Source organism: Brevundimonas sp. NPDC058933, assembly GCF_049315965.1.
Taxonomy (GTDB): Bacteria; Pseudomonadota; Alphaproteobacteria; order Caulobacterales; family Caulobacteraceae; genus Brevundimonas.
The window spans coordinates 59,005-76,724 of sequence record NZ_JBMOSL010000005.1 but is presented as its reverse complement, the minus strand read 5'-3'; the positions used below and the strand labels follow the sequence as shown (position 1 = coordinate 76,724).

Here is a 17,720-nt window from a genome sequence, read left to right as displayed (position 1 = left end):
TCGTGATGATCATGCACGCTCAATGCAGGCTCTCCCCGGCGACGGGTTCAGCAGCAGGCGCGGCGGGCGCAATAGCGGCAGGCGCGGGCGCAACGGCGACCGGCGGGGGCGGCGCGATGGCCGGCAGACCGGCCTCCACCGCCTGACGACGGACATCGACCGGACCCAGCCCGATTTCGCGCGACAGAGCCTCCAGGCGCGCAGGCTGCTCCAGACGCGTCGCCTCGGCGCGCAGCAGGCGGACCCGCTGGCGGTTCTCGCGGATCTCGCTCTCGATGCGGCTGATCTCGCTGCTTTCGCGGGCGGCGGCGGCCTTGGCGATATAGACGGAGAAGACCAGGGCGGCGACGCAGACCACGCCGATGATCTCGACGCAGCGCACGCCGCGGACCTTCCAGTCGAACAGGCGCTTCACCGGAACCGGCACGGCGATCATGCGCGTCGCCCCCAGGCCGGGGCCGTGGTGCGGACGGCGGCGCGCAGCTTGGCCGATCGGGCGCGGGGGTTGGCGGCAAGCTCGGCCTCGCCCGCCTCGCGCGCGCCCTTGAACATCAGGTCGAAGCTGGGCTTGCGGGTCTCGACCGCGACGGGAGCGTGACGCGAACCTCCCGGCGAGTTGCCGGTGCGCTCGGTCAGGAAGGCCTTGACGATGCGGTCTTCCAACGAATGGAAGGTGACGACGACCAGCCGTCCGCCCGGCGCCAGCGTCGCCTCGGCGGCTTCCAGACCGCGTTCCAGCTCGCCCAGTTCGTCGTTGACGGCGATGCGCAGGGCCTGGAAGACGCGGGTCGCGGGGTGAATCGGCGCGCCGCGACGACCGCCCAGAGCCTTTTCAACTACCTCGGCCAGGTCCAGCGTGCGGCTGAACGGCTGCTCGACGCGACGGCGCAGGATGGCGGTGGCGACGCGGCCCGACTGACGCTCGTCGCCGTACTGCTTGAAGATGTGGGCCATCGGCCCGTGATCCCAGGTGTTGACGATGTCGGCGGCCGTCGCGCCCTCGTCCGACATCCGCATGTCCAGCGGCCCGTCGCGCATGAAGGAGAAGCCGCGCTCGGCCTGATCCAGCTGCATCGACGAGACGCCGATGTCGAAGACCGCCCCGTTCAACTGGACCTTGCCGCTTTCGGCGAAGGCTTCGGACAGACCCGAGAAGGGGGTGCGAGTCAGTTGAAACTGGCCCGGATAGGCGGCGGCCACCGCGTCGGCGTGCGGCTGGACCGTCGGATCGCGATCCAGACCGATGACCTGGGCGCCGCGATCCAGGATGGCGCGGGTATAGCCGCCAGCGCCGAAGGTGGCGTCGATGACGACGTCGCCGGGCTGGGGGTTCAGCGCCTCAAGGACTTCGGCCAGCAGGACGGGGGCGTGAGGCGACGTCATGCCGCGCCTCCGGTCTTGGCGACGGCAGCCTGTCGGCGCATTTCACCGAACTGCTTCAGGCCTTCGCGCGCCATGCGGCGCTGCTCGGCGCGGTGCGCGGCCCACTTGTCCTTGTTCCAGATCTGGAAGCGCTCGCCGACGCCGTAGATGACGACCGTGTCGGACAGCTCGACCTCGGCGCACAGATGCTCCGGCAGGGTGATGCGGCCGGCGGCATCATAGGACAGCGGCTTCTGCTCGCCGAATATCGAGGCTTCCAGCGCCGAGCGGTAGGGATCGCCGAAGGGCAGGCTTTCGATGACGGCGCGGTACTCGGCGAACAGCTTGTCGCCGCCCGCTTCCAGGCAGTCGGCTTCGATGGAGGGGAAGCAGAAGACGCCGTGTTCAGCGCCGTTTTCAGCCGTGCGGAATTCCTGGGGGATCAGGAGACGGCGCTTGCCGTCCAGCTGCTTCTCGTAGGTCGAGAGAAACACGCTTTGCCCAATCGAGCCCTGCGGCCCGCCCCTGAAAGTCCGTTGATGACACCACGCGCCGGGCGACAGCCCCTACTCATGAGGCTGTGGGATAGCATGGGATCAGATGGGCCTCAATGGGATTAGTTGACACCCTTTAACCAAATTCCCGGTGCGGCAGAGGTGTCACACAGTGTAAAACGAGAACATACAAGCAACAACAAGAGTATTCACAGCCTGTGGATCGCTCTTTCCGCCATGTTTTCAACGCAGGGGTTAATGGGCGCCCCATTTGCGCACGCCAACGCGCGATCCTCGGGTCAAGCCCGAGGATGACGGCAGAAGTTGAACGGGAAACGGCCTCAAGCAGCGCGAAGCGCGATAGGCCAAACAACATGGGCCTCAAGTAGCCTGAAGGCCGGTAGGCCCAAGTAAAACGCCAGACGGCCTGTAAGCCGGGTTCTGTTCCGCCCCGAAAGGCGGCGACGATCATTCCTCTGGACCGCCCATTGCTGGACGGTTCTCGCGACCTACCCGGACGCCTCGGGCGGTGAACCCTGCGAGCGAGCTCGCGCGACGTCCCTATTCGGTCTTGCTCCAAGCGGGGCTTGCCATGCCGCCGACGTTGCCGCCGACGCGGTGGGCTCTTACCCCACCCTTTCACCCTTCCCCAGGCCGAAGCCCAGGCGGTTTGCTTTCTGTGGCGCTATCCCTCGGGTCACCCCGGGCGGGAGTTACCCGCCGCCTCTTCACCGTGGAGCCCGGACTTTCCTCGACAAGAGCAAGCTCTCGCCGCGACCGCCCGGCCGTCTGGCGGGGGCTAAGTGCGCGCGAACGCGCCGCGCGTCAATCCAGAACGCCGGTGACGCTCTCGACGCTGGCCAACTGAAGCAGGCCGACCAGGCGGGCGCGGGTCTCGCCGTCGGCTATGCCGTCGATGCGGTCGGGGCGCCAGTGACGCTGGAAGGCCTCGACGGTCAGGCGGGTTTCGTCGTCGTATTCGCCCCCCGGCTTCACCCCGTAGCCCAGCCGATGCAGGCCCGAACGCAGGACGATGACGCCCAGCCCCTCGTCGCCCGGCGACAGGTCGGCGCCGAGGGCGGCGACGCGCTCGGGGGCGGGATCGAACCACAGGCCGTGGCCATCCTCGGCCAGACGCTTCCACGGAAACAACTCGCCCGGATCCTGCTTGCGGTCCGGCGCCGTGTCCGAATGACCGACGATGCGCGCGTCGGGAATATTCCAGCGTGAGCGGATATCGGCGATCAGGGCGATGACCGCCGCGATCTGCACTTCGGGAAAGGCGCGATAGCCGAACTCATGACCGGGATTGACGATCTCGACGCCGATGGAGGCGGCGTTGACGTCAGTCTCGCCCTGCCAGACGCCCCTGCCCGCGTGCCAGGCGCGGCGCTCTTCCGGCACAAGGCGCAGGATCACGCCGTTCTCGTTGACGACATAATGGGCCGAGACCTCGGCGGCCGGATCGCGCAACCGGGCGACGGCCTCATCCGCCGTCTGCATCCCGGTATAGTGCAGCACCAGCATGTCCGGCGGACCGCGCCGGGCGTCGAAGTTCGGCGATGGGGCGTCGATGAAGCTCAGCATGGCGCCCGATCAGCGCCCTTCGCGTTCCCAGCCGTAGGCGACCCAGGTGTCCCCTACCTTCTGGGCGTCGATCACGCCGTCGTCCCGACGCGCCTTGGCGTTGCGCGCACGACGGGCGCGAAAGGCGAAGCCGGCGAAGAAGACGAGCACGCCCGCGACCAAGGCGATCACCGCGACGGCCGCGGCGGTCAGCACGGCCAAGACCGCGCCCACGGTGACGGCCAGGGCCGTCGCGATCAGACCGCCAAGCCAGACGATCGGCGTCAACAGGCCGCCGCCGGTGCGGCGCCGGGCGTTGAACTCGATCTGGGCGAAGGGGTCGGACTGGATCATGGTACTGCCTTTCATGACGCGCCGATGAAGGAACGCCTGAACCCCAATGTCGGTCCATCGACCTGAACGGTCAATGGAGTGCGACATCACGCATCAGTCAGGCTGTCCGCCTTCAAAAAGCCGGCTGGTCGGCCAGGACGACCGCACCGCGACTGCGCAGACGCTCTGCCTCGACACGGTTCAGCACAGCCTGGGCCGCCGGATCGCCCATGACGCGACCGACCGAGACCATGGCCTCAGCCGCCTGTCCCGAGGCGCCGAAGGCGGAGGCCAGGGCTTCCCACGGCGACTGCGGCGTGGGGAAGCGCTTGAAACGCACCGATTCGCTGGTCGGGATATTGGCCAGCTTGCGGGCCTTGAGGATGGCCTCGTTCAGGCCGCCCAGCTCATCGACCAGACCCAGGGTCTTGGCCTGAGCCCCGGTCCAGACGCGGCCCTTGGCGATCTCGCGCACGCGCTCGACCGGCAGCTTGCGGCCCGTCGCCACGCGGGCCACGAACTCCTCATAGACGCGGTCCATCGAGGCGGCGAAAGCGGCGCGCTGACCCTGATCAAAGCCCTGCACCGGCGAGAAGGCGTCGGCGTAGTCGCCGCCGACCGACAGGCCGCGCATGTCGACGCCGAAACGACCCAGGGCGTCGGCCAGCACGAACTTGCCGCCGAAGACGCCGATGGAGCCGGTCAGGGTCGAGGGCTGGGCCACGATCCAATCGGCCTCCGAACTGATCCAATAGCCGCCCGAAGCCGCATAGGCGCCCATGGACACCACCACCGGCTTGCCCGCCGCCTTGGCCGCGCGCACGGCGGCCAGGATCTGCTCGGACGCTTCCGGCGAGCCGCCCGGCGACGAGACGCGGAAGACGATGGCCTTCACCGCCTTGTCCTCGATGGCGTCATAGATGGCCTTGGCCGTATCATCCGAACGGATGTCCGAGCCCGAGCCGAAGGGCGAGGCGCTCTGGCCGCGTCCGGTCATGATGGCGCCCTCGCCGCCGACGATGGCGATGGCCGACTTGCCCGAGCCGTTGCGCGCGCCCTGCATGGAGGCGTAGTCGCCGAAGGAGACGATCCTCGCGTCCTTGCCAGCCCTGGTCTTGGCGGCGGCCTCGGCTTCCTCGACCTGGCCGATCTTGTCGACCAGCTTCAGGGACAGGGCCTGTTCGGCGGAATAGGGACCGGCCTCGACGACCGCTTTCAGCGCCTCGGGCGTGGTCTTGCGGTCGCGCGCCGTATTGGCCAGGGCGCTGTCATAGATGGAGGTCATCCAGGCCAGCATCGCCTCGCGATGCGGCGCGGTGTAGTCGCTCTGCGTGAACTCGTTGACGGCGTTCTTGTACTCGTAGCGCTGCTCGAACTCGGGCTGGACGCCGTATTTCTGGAAGGCGCGGCCCAAGAAGACGCCGTCGCTGGCCAGGCCGGTCGCCTGGAAGTTGGCCGTGTTCTGCAGCCAAAGCTGATCCGCGCTGGCCGCGACCATATAGCTGGACACCACGGCGCCGACAGGCATGAAGCCCTGGCTGTGAGCGATGACGGTCTTGCCCGAGGCGCGGAAGCGGTGGATCGCCTGACGCACCTCGTCGGCGGCGGCGGGGGTCATGCCGCTCTCGGGCGCGCGCACCAGCAGAACCTTGACGCTGTCGTCCTTCTCGGCCTGGGCCAGGGTGTCGACGATGTTGATCACCGACAGGCCCGAACCGCCAAAGGCGGCGAACGGATTGCTTGGTTGCTGGTCGGTCAGCCCTTCTCGCAGGTCCAGCTCCAGAACCGAATTGGAGGGCGTCGTCGGTTTGGACGCCCCGGCCGCCGCCGCGAAAAACAGCAGGGCCGCGATCGGCAGAACAACGAAGAAGGCCACAAGCCCGGCGAAGACGCCGAGCATGGTCAGGAAAAACTGTTTCATGGAACTCAGGCGGCCGTCCGGTCAGTGGCCACGCGCGGCCTGCCGCGAGCATAGGGCGCTCGCAGCCGCCGTCAAATGAAGGCCCGGTAATGAAGGACAGATAGGGCCCGTTGTCGCCAACGAGCCCTTGCACCTGTTCACATCAAACGATCAACGGCCGATGTCATAGGTCCCGCTGATTTCGATGCGGACCGTCAACTCGCCCGCGGAAACCGGCGTCGAGGCGCTGCCAGAATCCATGGCCATGGCGCGGGCGTACATGGGTCGCGGCGGCTCGGGCGTGAAGCCGCCGCCCTCGGTCAGGGAGCGGACGCCGCCCAGTTGCACGCCCAGGGCCTGGGCGTAGAGCCGCGCCTTGTCCTGCAAGGCGCGAACGGCCAGTTGGCGCGCCTGATCTTCAGCCGCCTTGGGGTCCTTCAGGCCGAAGGCGATGCCGTCGATCTGGTTGACGCCTGCCGTCACCACGGCGTCGGCGGTCGTGCCGACCTTGGTCAGATCGCTTATGACCACGGTGACGCGGTTGGTCGCCTGATAGCCGCGCAGCTTGGGCGGTTCGTTCTGCTGATAGTCATACTGCGCCGACAGGTTCAGACCCGAGGTCTGGATGTCGCGCTCGTTGATTCCCGCCCGGCGCAGGGCGGCGACGACGCGGGTCATCTGCTGCGCGTTCTGAGCCATGGCCTCCTGAGCCGTGACGGCCTCGGTGACGACGCCGAAGTTGATCGTCGCCTGATCCGGCGCGACCTTGACCTCGCCATAGGCGGACAGGTTGAGGGCGGGTTGCTGAGCCATGGCGTGCACCTGCATCGAGGAAGAACCGCCCGGTTGCGACTGGGCGGATGCGACGGCCGGCGCCGCCAGGGTCATCAGGGCCGTGCCCAGCATCAGGGCGCGTGCGGTGCGGGTCATCATCGTCTCCGTGGAAGTCCATCGGCCGGTCGTCTTCGCCAGCCACGGCCTAACTTGGCCGTTTCAAGCTGAACGAACGCGGAAGACCCCCGTGCAGGTTCCGTTCATCGGTATGAAAAGGGCGACATGTCCGGGGCGTCTTTGCAGCAGACGCAACCCCTGCTAGGCACGTCCTCCCTGCTTCGGGGGCCTGTAGCTCAATGGTTAGAGCCGACCGCTCATAACGGTCTGGTTGGGGGTTCGAGTCCCTCCAGGCCTACCACACTCGTTCGCCGCACCGCCGACTGGGCTGCGCCCTCGGCCAGACGATGCAGGTCCCGTCCCGAACATCGCGACCAATCGACCCTGTCGAGCAGACGCTTCAGGTCCGGCGCCGGATGAAGGGGCGGCGTCACGACATCGTCTCGCCGCGCCTCATGCCTGCGACCAGGCCGATCAGCAGGCCCACGGCCAGGGCGCGATTGCCCGGTTCGCCCGTCCGCGCCTCTTCCACCCTGCGAGCCAGTTCGTGATCCAGCCACGCCAGCTGACGCGCAAAATTCTCGTCCGCTTTCGATACGTCGTTCATCCCTGTCCTCCCCTGATCGGATCACGCGAGGCTACTGCGTCACCCCGGCCGGGCTCAAGACAATTGTTCTCTTTTTGTTCCAGAACTCCTTCCGGGTCTGCTCTTATGTCCTGCGAGGCTTGGCCCTATATGGCGACGAGCTAGAGGAGAAGCCGCCAATGTCCTATCTCGCCCGCGACGACCGCCCTGCCGACAAGGCCGAACGCTATGCCGAGGTCGAGACCGAGATTCTGGCCGTGCTGGATGGCGAGTCGAACCGAACGGCGCGGATGGCGACCGTAGCGTCGATGCTGGCTGACGCCTTTCCCGTCTTCTTCTGGACCGGCTTCTACGTCGTGGATGAGGCCAAGCCGCAGGAACTGGTGGTCGGGCCGTACCAAGGGACGCTGGGCTGTCTGCGCATTCCCTTCGGGCGCGGCGTCTGCGGCGCGGCGGCGCGGGACCGCCAGACCCAGGTGGTCGAGGACGTCCACGCCTTCCCCGGCCACATCGCCTGCGACAGCCGCTCGGCCAGCGAGATCGTGGTCCCTGTGCTGGACGCCTCGGGCGATCTGATCGCCGTGCTCGACGTGGACGCGACCGAGAAGGCCGCCTTCGACGCTGTGGACGCCGAGGCGCTGGAGCGGCTGATGGCCAGGGTGTTTTCCGCCTGATGCGGATCGGGATCGACTTCGGCGGGACCAAGATCGAGGCTGCTGCGCTGGACGACGACGGAGCCTTCGTGTCGCGGATTCGCGAGCCCAATCCGGGCAACTACGACGGAGCCCTGGCCCTCGTCGCCGATCTGATCGCGCGCGTTGAGGCCGAGGCAGGGGCGGCGCGTTCGGTGGGCGTCGCCATTCCGGGATCGCCGTCACCGCGCAGCGGCCTGATCCGCAACGCCAACTCGACCTATCTGAACGGTCGTCGGTTCGGCGAGGACCTGGAGGCCGCCCTGGGTCGCCCCGCGCGGTTGGCGAACGACGCCAACTGTCTGGCCTTGTCCGAGGCCGTGGATGGGGCGGGCGCAGGCGCGGCCAACGTCTTTGGCGTGATCATCGGCACCGGCTGCGGCGGCGGACTTGTCATTGATGGAAAGCTGATCGAAGGCGCGCACGGCGTGGCCGCCGAGATCGGTCACATCTCCCTGCCCTGGCCTTCTTCCGAGGAGGCGCCCGGCCCCGCCTGCTGGTGCGGGTTGAACGGCTGCCTCGAGACCTGGGTGTCGGGCACCGGCTTCCAACGCGACCACCAAGCGAAGACGGGACGAGCATGGAAGGCGCAGGCCGTCGTCGAGGCGGCGCGCGACGGAGACGCCGACGCGACGACGGCGCTGGACCACTACATCGACCGGCTGGGACGCGCGCTGGCCATGGTGGTCAATCTGGCGGACCCCGAGATACTGGTGCTGGGCGGCGGCATGTCGAACGTCGGCGAACTGTATGACCGCCTGCCGGAGATCGTGGCGCGATACGCTTTCTCTGATCACTGGGACGGAAAGATTCTCGCCGCCAGATGGGGCGATTCCTCAGGCGTGCGCGGCGCCGCGCGCCTCTGGCCCGACTGATCCCCAATTGATCCCGCGACGGGCGGCGCTATGGTCCGCCGCCTGAACTTCAAGGAACGGGACAATGAGCGAACGGGTCGTGGCGATCACTGGCGGACATGGCGCGCTGGGCAGGGCCGTGGTCGAGGCCGCCCTGGCGCAGGGATTGAAGGTGGCCGTCATCGACCATGCCAGCGGTCATGCCGCGCCCGACGGCGTGCTGGAGGTCGGCGGCGTCGACCTGACCGACCCGGCGGCGGCGAAGGCGGCCATGGAGACGGTTGCGGCGCATTTCGGTCGGCTGGACGCCCTGCTGAACATCGCCGGCGGCTTCGTCTGGCAGGCGGTCGAGGGCGGCGAGGACGAGTGGGCCCGCATGTTCGCCCTGAACCTGACCACCGCCCTGAACGCCAGCCGCGCCGCCCTGCCCCACCTGAAGGCCTCGGCCGAGGGGCGGATCGTCAACGTTGGAGCCAACGGCGCGCTGAAGGCGGCGCATGGCATGGGCGCCTATGCCGCATCGAAGTCGGCGGTGCATCGCCTGACCGAGGCCCTGGCCGAAGAGTTGAAAGCGACCTCGGTCACAGTCAACGCCGTCCTGCCCTCCATCATCGACACGGCCGCCAATCGCGCTGACATGCCCGATGCGGATCCCGCCAGATGGGTCGCGCCCGCCGATCTGGCGGCGACCATGCTGTTCCTGGCTTCCCCCGGAGCGCGGGCGATCACGGGCGCCCTGCTGCCGGTCACGGGCCGGGTCTGATGCGGGCGCGCAGCGTCCTCTATCTGCCGGCCTCCAATCCGCGCGCGGTGGAGAAGGCCCGAGGCCTGCCTTGCGATGTAACCGTGCTGGACCTTGAGGACGCCGTCGCCCCCGAGATGAAGGCCGAGGCCAGGCAGGCCGCCGTCGCGGCCGCGCATCAGGGCGGATTCGGATCCCGTCTCGGCGTTAGGATCAACGGACTGGATACGCCCTGGGGGGCCGAGGATCTGGCGGCCCTGCGCGATGCGCCGGTCGATCTGATCGTCGCGCCAAAGGTCGAAAGCGCGGCCATGGTCCACGCCCTGTCGCGTGGCCTGCGCCCCGGCGTGGCCCTGTGGGCCATGATCGAGACGCCGCGCGCCCTGATCGACCTGCGCGACATCGCTGAGGCGGACGGGGCCCTCCGCGGCCTGATGCTGGGGGTCAACGATCTTGCCAAGACTCTGAAGACCGGGGCTGCGCCTGATCGCGAACCGCTGAAGCCCTGGCTGGCGGCGGTCGTCGCCCATGCCCGGGCCAACGGCCTGACGGCCATCGACGGCGTCTTTAACCGCATCAAGGACGTTGCGGGCTTCGCCGCCGAGTGCGCGCAGGGTCGAGTTTACGGCTTCGACGGCAAGAGCCTGATCCATCCGTCGCAAATCGACGAGGCCAATGCGGCGTTCGGGCCTTCCGCGGAGGACATCACCTGGGCGCGAACGGTGGTGGCCGCCTTCGCCGCGCCTGAAGCCAGGGGGCTGGGGGTGATCCGCGTCGAAGGCGAGATGGTGGAGCGGCTGCATCTGCAAACCGCGCAGGACCTGTTGGCCGGCATCTAGCCCCTCTCCCTTGTGGAAGAAGGCGGAGAGGGCTGGGAACGACACATCCTCTCACGGATTGTTACGGCCCCGGCATGGCCTTCGCACCTGCAGCGCGCTAGTCAGGCTGCCGGACGCGAGGCTCAATGAAAAGTCTCACGCAACGACCACGGCTCAGGGACTGCAAGATGACCAAGTGGGTGTACGGCTTCGGCGGGGGATCTGCCGACGGCGATGCGTCGATGAAGAACCTTCTCGGCGGCAAGGGCGCGAATCTGGCGGAAATGTCGTCGCTCGGCCTGCCGGTGCCGCCCGGCTTCACGATCACGACCGAAGCCTGCGTCCACTACTACTCCAACGGCGAAACCTATCCGGCCGAGCTGGCCGCACAGGCCGCCGCCGGGCTGAAGACCGTCGAGGGCATTGTCGGCAAGACCTTCGGCGACGCCGCCAACCCCCTGCTGGTCTCGGTGCGTTCCGGCGCGCGGGCCTCGATGCCGGGGATGATGGACACGGTGCTGAACCTGGGCCTGAACGACCAGACGGTCGAGGGCCTGGCCAAGCTGTCGGGCGACCGTCGCTTCGCCTTCGACAGCTATCGTCGTTTCATCACCATGTATTCCAATGTGGTCCTGGGCATCGGTCATGATCAGTTCGAAGAGGTCCTGGACGACCACAAGGATCGTCTGGGCGTTTCGGTCGATACCGAACTGACCGCCGAGAACTGGGAAAAGGTCGTCGCCGACTACAAGGTCCTGGTCGAGCGGGAACTGGGTCAGCCCTTCCCGCAGGATCCGCATGACCAGCTGTGGGGCGCCGTCTCGGCCGTCTTCGCCAGTTGGATGAACGACCGCGCGAAATTCTATCGCCGCATGCACGACATCCCCGAAAGCTGGGGCACCGCCGTCAACATCCAGTCCATGGTGTTCGGCAATATGGGCGAGACCAGCGCCACGGGCGTGGCCTTCACCCGCAACCCCTCGACCGGCGAAGCCAAGCTGTACGGCGAGTTCCTGATCAATGCGCAAGGGGAAGATGTGGTCGCGGGCATCCGCACGCCGCAGTCCCTGACCAGGGCCGGGCGCGAGGAGATGGGCGAGACGGCCCTCTCGATGGAAGAGGCCATGCCGGTCGTCTTCGCCGAGTTCGTCGACGTCGTGAACCGGCTGGAAGGCCACTACCGCGATATGCAGGACATCGAGTTCACGGTCGAGCAGGGCCGTCTGTGGATGCTGCAGACCCGCAACGGCAAGCGCACGGCCAAGTCGGCGCTGAAGATCGCCGTGGATCTGGCCTCCGAAGGCGTGATCTCGCAGGAAGAGGCCGTGTCGCGGGTCGAACCCGCCGCGCTCGATCAATTGCTGCACCCGACGCTGGACCCCAACGCCGCCCGCACCGTCGTCGCGGCGGGCCTGCCGGCCTCGCCCGGCGCGGCCACCGGCAAGATCGTCTTCGACGCCGACGAGGCCGAGCGCCTGTCGCAGATCGGCGACGCCGTCATCCTGGTGCGCGAGGAAACCAGCCCTGAGGACATCCACGGCATGCACGCGGCCCGCGGCATCGTGACCGCGCGCGGCGGCATGACCAGCCACGCCGCCGTCGTGGCGCGCGGCATGGGCCGGCCCTGCGTCTCCGGCGCCGGTGAAATCTCGATCAATGAGAAGGCCGGGACCTTCACCGCCCGCGGCCGCATCTTCAAGGCCGGCGAGGTCATCACCATCGACGGCGGCAAGGGCGAGGTGCTGGACGGCGCCGTGGCCATGATCGAGCCGGAACTGACGGGCGACTTCCAGACCCTGATGGCCTGGGCCGACGGCGTGCGTCGCCTGAAGGTCCGCGCCAACGCCGAGACCCCGCTGGACGCCAAGACCGCGCGCGGTTTCGGCGCCGAGGGCATCGGCCTGTCGCGCACCGAGCATATGTTCTTCGACGAGGCCCGCATCGCCGCCGTGCGCGAGATGATCCTGGCCGACGACGAGCAGGGCCGCCGTCTGGCTCTGGCCAAGATCGCGCCCTTCCAGAAGGCCGACTTCGCCGACCTGTTCACCATCATGGCCGGTCTGCCGGTGACGATCCGCCTGCTGGACCCGCCGCTGCACGAGTTCATCCCGCACACCGACGCCGATATCGACGCCCTGGCCGCCGGTTCGGGTCTGGACGCCGCCAAGCTGAAGCGTCGCGCGCGTGAACTGCACGAAACCAACCCCATGCTCGGCCACCGCGGCTGCCGCCTGGGCGTCGCCTATCCCGAGATCTACGAGATGCAGGTCCGCGCCATCCTCGAGGCGGCGCTGGAGGTGAAGAAGACGTCGGGGGTCGCTCCGATCCCCGAGATCATGCACCCCTTGGTCGCCCTGGGTCTGGAGATGAAGTTCCTGCGGGAACTGACCGACCGCACCGCCCGGGCCGTGTTCGCCGATGCGGGCGACAGCGTCGACTACCTGGTCGGCACCATGATCGAGTTGCCGCGCGCTGCGCTCCGCGCCGCCGATCTGGCCCAATACGCCGAGTTCTTCAGCTTCGGCACCAATGACCTGACCCAGACGACCTTCGGCATCAGCCGCGACGACTCGGGCCACTTCCTGCAGGCCTATCTGGACAAGGGCATCTTCGAGACCGATCCCTTCGTGCGTCTGGATCAGGACGGCGTGGGCGACCTCATCCGCATCGCCGCCGAGCGCGGTCGCGGGGTCAAGCCGGACATGAAGATGGGCATCTGCGGCGAACACGGCGGCGATCCGTCGTCCATCGCCTTCTGCGAGAGCGTGGGCCTCGACTACGTCTCCTGCTCGCCCTACCGCGTGCCGATCGCCCGTCTGGCGGCGGCCCAGGCCGCGCTGGCCGCCCGCTCGGGCGAGGAGCGCGAAAAGGACCGCTAGAGCCTGTCTCAGGCTTGCGCGTGCAAAGGCGGTCCCTCGGGGCCGCCTTTTTCGTGTCGGAATAAGGTCACGATCAGCGTAACACTGTATGTGTCCGGCGGCGCACAGTTTCACCTATGTATTCGACCGCCTCTGGAACGGCTTGGCCGGATAGCCATTTAACTCCTCGCTGGATGGGGCCGGTGACCGCAGAAGTCACCACATCTGGTTTTACTAGGAGTTATAGAAACAATGCGTAACATTCTTCTCGCCGCCGCCGCTATTTCTGCAATCGCCGCTCCGGCCTTTGCTCAGTCTGGTCCTGACGCCCGCGGTTACGGCTCGCTGGGCTATACGCACCTTGAAGGCGACTCCGCCACGACCGGCGCCGTGACCGGCCGCCTGGGCGTGAACCTGAACCGTTACCTGGCTGTCGAGACCGAGGCCTCCGTGGGCGTCAAGGACGACGACTTCTCCGTCGCCGGCATTGACGGCTCGATCAAGCACGAGTGGGACGCCGCCGGTTATGTGGTCGGCAAGTATCCGGTCAGCGACAAGCTGGAACTGTTCGCCCGCGGCGGTTACGGCCACACCGAGCTGAAGCAGGAATTCCCCGGCGCCAACACCGATGTCGGCGGCGACAGCTGGAACTACGGCGTCGGCGCCAACTACTACGTTGATGGCGTCAACGGCGTCCGCGCCGACTGGACCCGTCGCGACTTCCGCGACAACGCGGGTGAAGCCGACGCCTATTCGGTCAGCTACGTCCGTCGTTTCTAAGGTCTGGAATTCAGTCCGTCTGGCGCTGAATACGACGAAGGCCCGCTCTGGAAAGAGCGGGCCTTTTCGTTGTTCGGAAACGACTAGGCGACGCCGGGAGCGAGGGCCCAGCGCAGCGAATTCTCGCCGAACGGCTTGATGAAGAAGTCGCGATAGCGTTCGAACACTTCCACGATCTTGGCCTTCAGATCCTGAGCCACGGACTCGCCCCGCTGGCGTTTGAGCGCCGCCACGCAGTTGACCACGATGTCCATGTGGGCCGATCCGCCCATATGTTTCAGAACCGTGGCCACGTCGTGCGCCAACGGATCGCTGAGCTTCTCCACCCAAGGTGAAATCGTCTGAGTCATTCGGGCGCCATCCCCCCTGGTTCTCGACACCCGTAACGGTTTGCAAAAAAATCCGAACAGTGCAAGCGCCGCCGGAAATAATGATTCCCGTTATTTGACTTCAGGGGCGCTTTTGCACAAAAACCGTGCCCGCCGAGTAGCCTGCCCCGAAGCTGCAGATCAGACCGACATCGCCGGGGGCGAAACCGTCGTGCTTCAGGTGGAAGGCGATGATCGACCCGGCCGAGGAGGTGTTGGCGTAGTTGTCCAGGATGATGACGTTCTCTTCCGGCGCGGGCTCGCGGCCCAGCACCTTCTTGCCGATCAGGGTGTTCATGTTGATGTTGGCCTGGTGCAGCCACATCCGCTTCAGGCCGTGCGGATCAAGGCTCAGCTCGGCGGCGTGATCGAGGATCATCTCCGAGACCATGGGCACCACCTCCTTGAACACCTTGCGGCCCTGCTGGACGAACATCTTGTCGCTCAGGCCGTCCGACGGCGTCGGCTCGTTCTGGCCCGTCGGCAGGGCGGCGCGGTTCAGGAAGCCGAAATTATTGCGGATGTTGTTGGAGAAGCTGGTCTTCAGCCGCGTGCCCAGAATGTCCCAACCGCCTGGGCCGGCCTGATCCTCGGCCTCGATGATGACGGCGGTGGCCACGTCGCCGAAGATGAAGTGGCTGTCGCGATCCTTGAAGTTCAGATGCGCCGAGCAGATCTCGGGATTTACCATCAGCACGGCCTTGACCGAGCCCGAAGCGACGAAGTCCGCCGCCGTCTTGATGCCGAAGGTGGCCGAGCTGCACGCCACGTTCATGTCGAAGGCGAAGCCCTCGATCCCCAGGGCCTGCTGCACCTCGATCGCCATGGCGGGATAGGGACGCTGCATGTTGGACGCGGCGCAGATGACGGCGCCGATCTCGCTGGCCGGCTTGCCCCAGGCCTTGATGGCGTCCTGCGCCGCCTTCACGGCCATCTCGGCCATGATCGACAGTTCGTCGTCGCCGCGCGCGGGCAGGCGCGGCAGCATCCGGGAGGGGTCGACAATGCCGCTCTTGTCCATGACGAAGCGCGCCTTGATGCCCGAGGCCTTCTCGATGAAGGCTTCGGAAGAAGGCGTCTTCAGTTCCAGTTCGCCGGCGGCGATGGCCTCGGCGTTCTCGGCGTTCCAGCTGTCGGCCCAGGCGTTGTAGGCGGCGACCAGTTCGGCGTTCGAGATCGACTGCTCCGGCGTGAACAGGCCGGTGGCGGAGATGACGGCTTTTTGCAACTTTTTGGTTCCCTAACGCTTGGCGCGCGGCGCCTCGCTGCATGAGGGAGGCAGGCTCCCTGACGGCGTCCGTTTTGTGGGCGCGCGTTGCGGCGAAGTTCGGGCGCCTCGCGGCCGGACAGGTCCGTAGCGATAACGAACCTCCTCAATAGGCCGGTGGAAGGCTCCGGTCGAGACTGGCCTTGACGCCCCTCCACCATCTGTTGATGCGGCCGCGCGGCGGGGCGGGCAGCGGATGATCCCGCGCCGCGATCAGGGCCGCGACCAGGTCCTCGGCCTCGCACGGCCAGCCCCCGGGCGTGACGTAGACGGGATAGCCGATCAGGGCGGCATGGATGAGGCTTTGCAGGCTGGCGCGGCGCGTGCGGCGCTCGAAATCCAGCTTGTCGTCGGTCAGGCCCCATCCGGCATAGAAGGGTCGGCCATAGACGCTGACCGACTTGCCCCGCATCAGGGCCTCGAACCCGGTCAGCGACGTCAGGGTGGCCAGCCGGTCGCAGGCGTTCAGGCAGTCCACGATGTCCAGATCGTCGGCCGAGGCGTCGACCTCCTCCATCGCCGCGTGATCCAGCAGGCCGGGCCGGTTGCCCGCCGTCACGTCGGGGTGGTTGCGATAAATCAGGAAGGCGTCGGGATGATCCGCCCGCGCCGCCTTCACCAGGCCCGAGTTGGTGCGCAGGTCCGGGCCGCAGCCCATCATGATCGAGCGGTCGTTCTCGACCTGACCCACGACCAGCAGGATCGGTTTGTCTTTCGGCCAGGACGCCGGAACGCCCGCCCCCTTCAGATTGTATTTCGACAGCCCCGCCTCGACCACGCGAACACGAAGCCGCTCGGCCCGCGCCGCCTGGTCCGGCGAAGGCTCGCCCGCCTCGATCAGGCTCTCCAGGCGGCTGGGCCGGGTCGGGTCGTAATAGACGCCCTGATCGTCCAGGGCGACGGACAGGGCGCCGAAGAAGTCGGAGCCCAGGCCGCGCGAACGGATGAAGCCGTCCTCCATCCGCACGACCGGCCCCTCGAAGGCGTCGGCGGCGGCGCGGATCTGCGGCGTCTCCTTGCCGGCCCACCAGATCAGCCTGCCGCCGGTCGCCCGCGCATGGGCCACGGCGGCGGCGGCGCGCCAGAAGTAGCGGACGCGGCCCTTGGGCGAGTTCAGCAGACGGCGCACCGGAGGCCGCTTGGCCGGGGCGAAGCCGACGGCGGCCCAGTCGCCGGCCAGCCGGTCGGCGCGGTCGCGGAGGGCGATCAGCCGCTCCAGCGCCTGCTCGGCCTCGCACCGTTGGCCGGTGACGGGATCGACATAGCGGGTGTAGGCGATCAGGGCCGCCGCCGCGACCTGCTCCAGATCGCGCGCCACGCCGCGCCGTCCGGTCGAAACCGCATCCGTCGTCAGGCCCCATCCCGAATAGAAGGGGGCGCCGAAACAGCGCACAGGCAGGCCGCGCAACAGGGCCTCGAACCCCAGGGCCGAGGTCACGACATAGACCGCATCCACCGCCGCCAGCAGGTCGGCGGGCCGCACGTCGGTGTCGATCAGGGTGACGCCTTCAAGCTCGCTGGCTGGAATGCAGCCCGACTTGCGCCCCGCCGCCACCGCCGGGTGGCGCTTGACGATCAACTGGGCGTCCGGCTCGTCGCGTCGCGCCGTCGCCAGCATCTCCGAGAAGCTGGCCTCGGTCGCCAGCCCATAGCCGATGGAGGCGTCGCCGAAGGTCTGATCCACGATCAGCACCCGGCGGCCGGGCTTGAGCAGGGCGGCGTCCAGCGGCCCGCCCATATTGGTCTTGGACACGCCCGAAGCGACGATGCGGTCGATCAGGCCGCGCGCGCGCGCCTTCATGGCGGCGTCGCACCAGTCGGGAGCGGTCGCGATCAGCTGCTCCAGCCGACTGGGCCGCGTCGCGTCGTAATAGACGCCCAGATCATCGACGATCAGGCTGAGGCTGGTCGCCCCGCTCTCGCCGATCCCGACCGAGCGCAGGAAGCCGTCCTCCAGCGCCACATAGGGTTTGCCGTGCCTGGCCGCCCAGCGCCGTCCCGCCGCCGCCGTCGGCTTCATGCCCCAACCCAGCACGGCCTCGGTCTGTGCGCCGGGCAAGGCTGACAGGTCGTAGTCAGGCAGGAAGACCGACAGAAAGGGCGTCTTCAACACCCCGGGCGCGCAGACCCAGGCGCGTGTTTTGGAAAGGGGCGGAAGCGGTGCGGTCATGGGCTGTGTCTACGGTTTGTAGAGTCCGGGCGCCACTCC

Annotated in this window: 17 protein-coding genes, 1 tRNA gene and 1 other RNA gene; 7 read left to right on the top strand and 12 right to left on the bottom strand. The window is 67.6% G+C overall.

Annotated elements, in window-relative coordinates:
* Positions 1-19: 19 nt before the first annotated feature.
* The 8 genes from ftsL to ACOZBP_RS11150 form a co-directional block, all read right to left on the bottom strand.
* The gene (gene ftsL, locus ACOZBP_RS11185; protein ID WP_422676514.1) at positions 20-436 is read right to left on the bottom strand and encodes a cell division protein FtsL; all 417 of its coding nucleotides are present in this window, start codon (positions 434-436) and stop codon (positions 20-22) included.
* Positions 433-1,383: a 16S rRNA (cytosine(1402)-N(4))-methyltransferase RsmH gene (rsmH, locus tag ACOZBP_RS11180; RefSeq protein WP_422676513.1), complete on the bottom strand. Its 951-nt coding sequence runs from the start codon at positions 1,381-1,383 to the stop codon at positions 433-435. The genes ftsL and rsmH overlap by 4 nt, the downstream gene beginning before the upstream one ends.
* Positions 1,380-1,856, bottom strand: coding sequence for a division/cell wall cluster transcriptional repressor MraZ (locus ACOZBP_RS11175; RefSeq protein ID WP_422676512.1), 477 nt, complete (start codon positions 1,854-1,856; stop codon positions 1,380-1,382). Before ACOZBP_RS11175 ends, rsmH begins: the two co-directional genes overlap by 4 nt.
* Before the next feature lie 414 nt (positions 1,857-2,270).
* An RNA gene (gene rnpB, locus ACOZBP_RS11170) (RNase P RNA component class A) lies at positions 2,271-2,649 on the bottom strand.
* A 32-nt stretch (positions 2,650-2,681) separates the two neighbouring features.
* The gene (locus ACOZBP_RS11165; protein WP_422676511.1) at positions 2,682-3,443 is read right to left on the bottom strand and encodes an N-acetylmuramoyl-L-alanine amidase; all 762 of its coding nucleotides are present in this window, start codon (positions 3,441-3,443) and stop codon (positions 2,682-2,684) included.
* Positions 3,444-3,452: 9 nt separating this feature from the next.
* On the bottom strand, positions 3,453-3,776 hold the full coding sequence (locus tag ACOZBP_RS11160) for a hypothetical protein (RefSeq protein WP_422676510.1): 324 nt from the start codon (positions 3,774-3,776) through the stop codon (positions 3,453-3,455).
* Positions 3,777-3,888: 112 nt separating this feature from the next.
* The gene (sppA, locus tag ACOZBP_RS11155) at positions 3,889-5,676 is read right to left on the bottom strand and encodes a signal peptide peptidase SppA (protein WP_422676509.1); all 1,788 of its coding nucleotides are present in this window, start codon (positions 5,674-5,676) and stop codon (positions 3,889-3,891) included.
* A 150-nt stretch (positions 5,677-5,826) separates the two neighbouring features.
* Entirely contained in the window at positions 5,827-6,585 is a 759-nt protein-coding gene (locus tag ACOZBP_RS11150) for an SIMPL domain-containing protein (RefSeq protein WP_422676508.1), read from the bottom strand.
* Positions 6,586-6,771: 186 nt separating this feature from the next.
* Between ACOZBP_RS11150 and ACOZBP_RS11145 the strand changes: the two genes are divergently transcribed.
* Positions 6,772-6,847 (top strand) — tRNA-Ile (locus tag ACOZBP_RS11145).
* Positions 6,848-6,976: 129 nt separating this feature from the next.
* Here ACOZBP_RS11145 and ACOZBP_RS11140 read toward each other — a convergent pair.
* Entirely contained in the window at positions 6,977-7,153 is a 177-nt protein-coding gene (locus tag ACOZBP_RS11140) for a hypothetical protein (protein WP_422676507.1), read from the bottom strand.
* A gap of 158 nt (positions 7,154-7,311) precedes the next feature.
* Here ACOZBP_RS11140 and ACOZBP_RS11135 point away from each other — a divergent pair, with 158 nt between their 5' ends.
* From ACOZBP_RS11135 to ACOZBP_RS11110, 6 genes are all read left to right on the top strand, one after another.
* A complete protein-coding gene (locus ACOZBP_RS11135) occupies positions 7,312-7,806 on the top strand; it encodes a GAF domain-containing protein (RefSeq protein WP_422676506.1) in 495 nt (164 codons plus the stop codon).
* Positions 7,803-8,699 (top strand): ROK family protein, encoded by an 897-nt coding sequence (locus ACOZBP_RS11130; protein ID WP_422676588.1) that lies wholly within the window; start codon positions 7,803-7,805, stop codon positions 8,697-8,699. Before ACOZBP_RS11135 ends, ACOZBP_RS11130 begins: the two co-directional genes overlap by 4 nt.
* Before the next feature lie 64 nt (positions 8,700-8,763).
* Positions 8,764-9,441, top strand: a complete 678-nt coding sequence (locus ACOZBP_RS11125; RefSeq protein ID WP_422676505.1) for an SDR family NAD(P)-dependent oxidoreductase — start codon at positions 8,764-8,766, stop codon at positions 9,439-9,441.
* Entirely contained in the window at positions 9,441-10,259 is an 819-nt protein-coding gene (locus ACOZBP_RS11120) for an HpcH/HpaI aldolase/citrate lyase family protein (protein ID WP_422676504.1), read from the top strand. The genes ACOZBP_RS11125 and ACOZBP_RS11120 overlap by 1 nt, the downstream gene beginning before the upstream one ends.
* Positions 10,260-10,426: 167 nt before the next feature.
* A complete protein-coding gene (gene ppdK / locus ACOZBP_RS11115; protein WP_422676503.1) occupies positions 10,427-13,117 on the top strand; it encodes a pyruvate, phosphate dikinase in 2,691 nt (896 codons plus the stop codon).
* Positions 13,118-13,348: 231 nt separating this feature from the next.
* Positions 13,349-13,876 carry a porin family protein gene (locus ACOZBP_RS11110; protein WP_422676502.1) on the top strand — a complete coding sequence of 176 codons (528 nt, stop codon included), beginning with the start codon at positions 13,349-13,351 and terminating at the stop codon, positions 13,874-13,876.
* An 83-nt stretch (positions 13,877-13,959) separates the two neighbouring features.
* Here the strand turns inward: ACOZBP_RS11110 and ACOZBP_RS11105 are convergent, their stop codons facing one another.
* The 3 genes from ACOZBP_RS11105 to ACOZBP_RS11095 all read right to left on the bottom strand — a co-directional run bounded on the left by ACOZBP_RS11105 (position 13,960) and on the right by ACOZBP_RS11095 (position 17,681).
* The gene (locus ACOZBP_RS11105; RefSeq protein ID WP_422676501.1) at positions 13,960-14,226 is read right to left on the bottom strand and encodes a hypothetical protein; all 267 of its coding nucleotides are present in this window, start codon (positions 14,224-14,226) and stop codon (positions 13,960-13,962) included.
* A 100-nt stretch (positions 14,227-14,326) separates the two neighbouring features.
* Entirely contained in the window at positions 14,327-15,472 is a 1,146-nt protein-coding gene (locus tag ACOZBP_RS11100) for a beta-ketoacyl-ACP synthase III (protein WP_422676500.1), read from the bottom strand.
* Between the two features lie 145 nt (positions 15,473-15,617).
* Positions 15,618-17,681, bottom strand: a complete 2,064-nt coding sequence (locus ACOZBP_RS11095; protein ID WP_422676499.1) for a capsular polysaccharide biosynthesis protein — start codon at positions 17,679-17,681, stop codon at positions 15,618-15,620.
* Positions 17,682-17,720: the final 39 nt, after the last annotated feature.

Coding starts and splice junctions, on each gene's coding strand:
- ftsL (WP_422676514.1), bottom strand. CDS start 436: ATGATCGCCGTGCCGGTTCCGGTGAAGCGCCTGTTCGACTGGAAGGTC.
- rsmH (WP_422676513.1), bottom strand. CDS start 1,383: ATGACGTCGCCTCACGCCCCCGTCCTGCTGGCCGAAGTCCTTGAGGCG.
- ACOZBP_RS11165 (WP_422676511.1), bottom strand. CDS start 3,443: ATGCTGAGCTTCATCGACGCCCCATCGCCGAACTTCGACGCCCGGCGC.
- ACOZBP_RS11160 (WP_422676510.1), bottom strand. CDS start 3,776: ATGATCCAGTCCGACCCCTTCGCCCAGATCGAGTTCAACGCCCGGCGC.
- sppA (WP_422676509.1), bottom strand. CDS start 5,676: ATGAAACAGTTTTTCCTGACCATGCTCGGCGTCTTCGCCGGGCTTGTG.
- ACOZBP_RS11150 (WP_422676508.1), bottom strand. CDS start 6,585: ATGACCCGCACCGCACGCGCCCTGATGCTGGGCACGGCCCTGATGACC.
- ACOZBP_RS11140 (WP_422676507.1), bottom strand. CDS start 7,153: ATGAACGACGTATCGAAAGCGGACGAGAATTTTGCGCGTCAGCTGGCG.
- ACOZBP_RS11135 (WP_422676506.1), top strand. CDS start 7,312: ATGTCCTATCTCGCCCGCGACGACCGCCCTGCCGACAAGGCCGAACGC.
- ACOZBP_RS11125 (WP_422676505.1), top strand. CDS start 8,764: ATGAGCGAACGGGTCGTGGCGATCACTGGCGGACATGGCGCGCTGGGC.
- ACOZBP_RS11120 (WP_422676504.1), top strand. CDS start 9,441: ATGCGGGCGCGCAGCGTCCTCTATCTGCCGGCCTCCAATCCGCGCGCG.
- ppdK (WP_422676503.1), top strand. CDS start 10,427: ATGACCAAGTGGGTGTACGGCTTCGGCGGGGGATCTGCCGACGGCGAT.
- ACOZBP_RS11110 (WP_422676502.1), top strand. CDS start 13,349: ATGCGTAACATTCTTCTCGCCGCCGCCGCTATTTCTGCAATCGCCGCT.
- ACOZBP_RS11105 (WP_422676501.1), bottom strand. CDS start 14,226: ATGACTCAGACGATTTCACCTTGGGTGGAGAAGCTCAGCGATCCGTTG.
- ACOZBP_RS11095 (WP_422676499.1), bottom strand. CDS start 17,681: ATGACCGCACCGCTTCCGCCCCTTTCCAAAACACGCGCCTGGGTCTGC.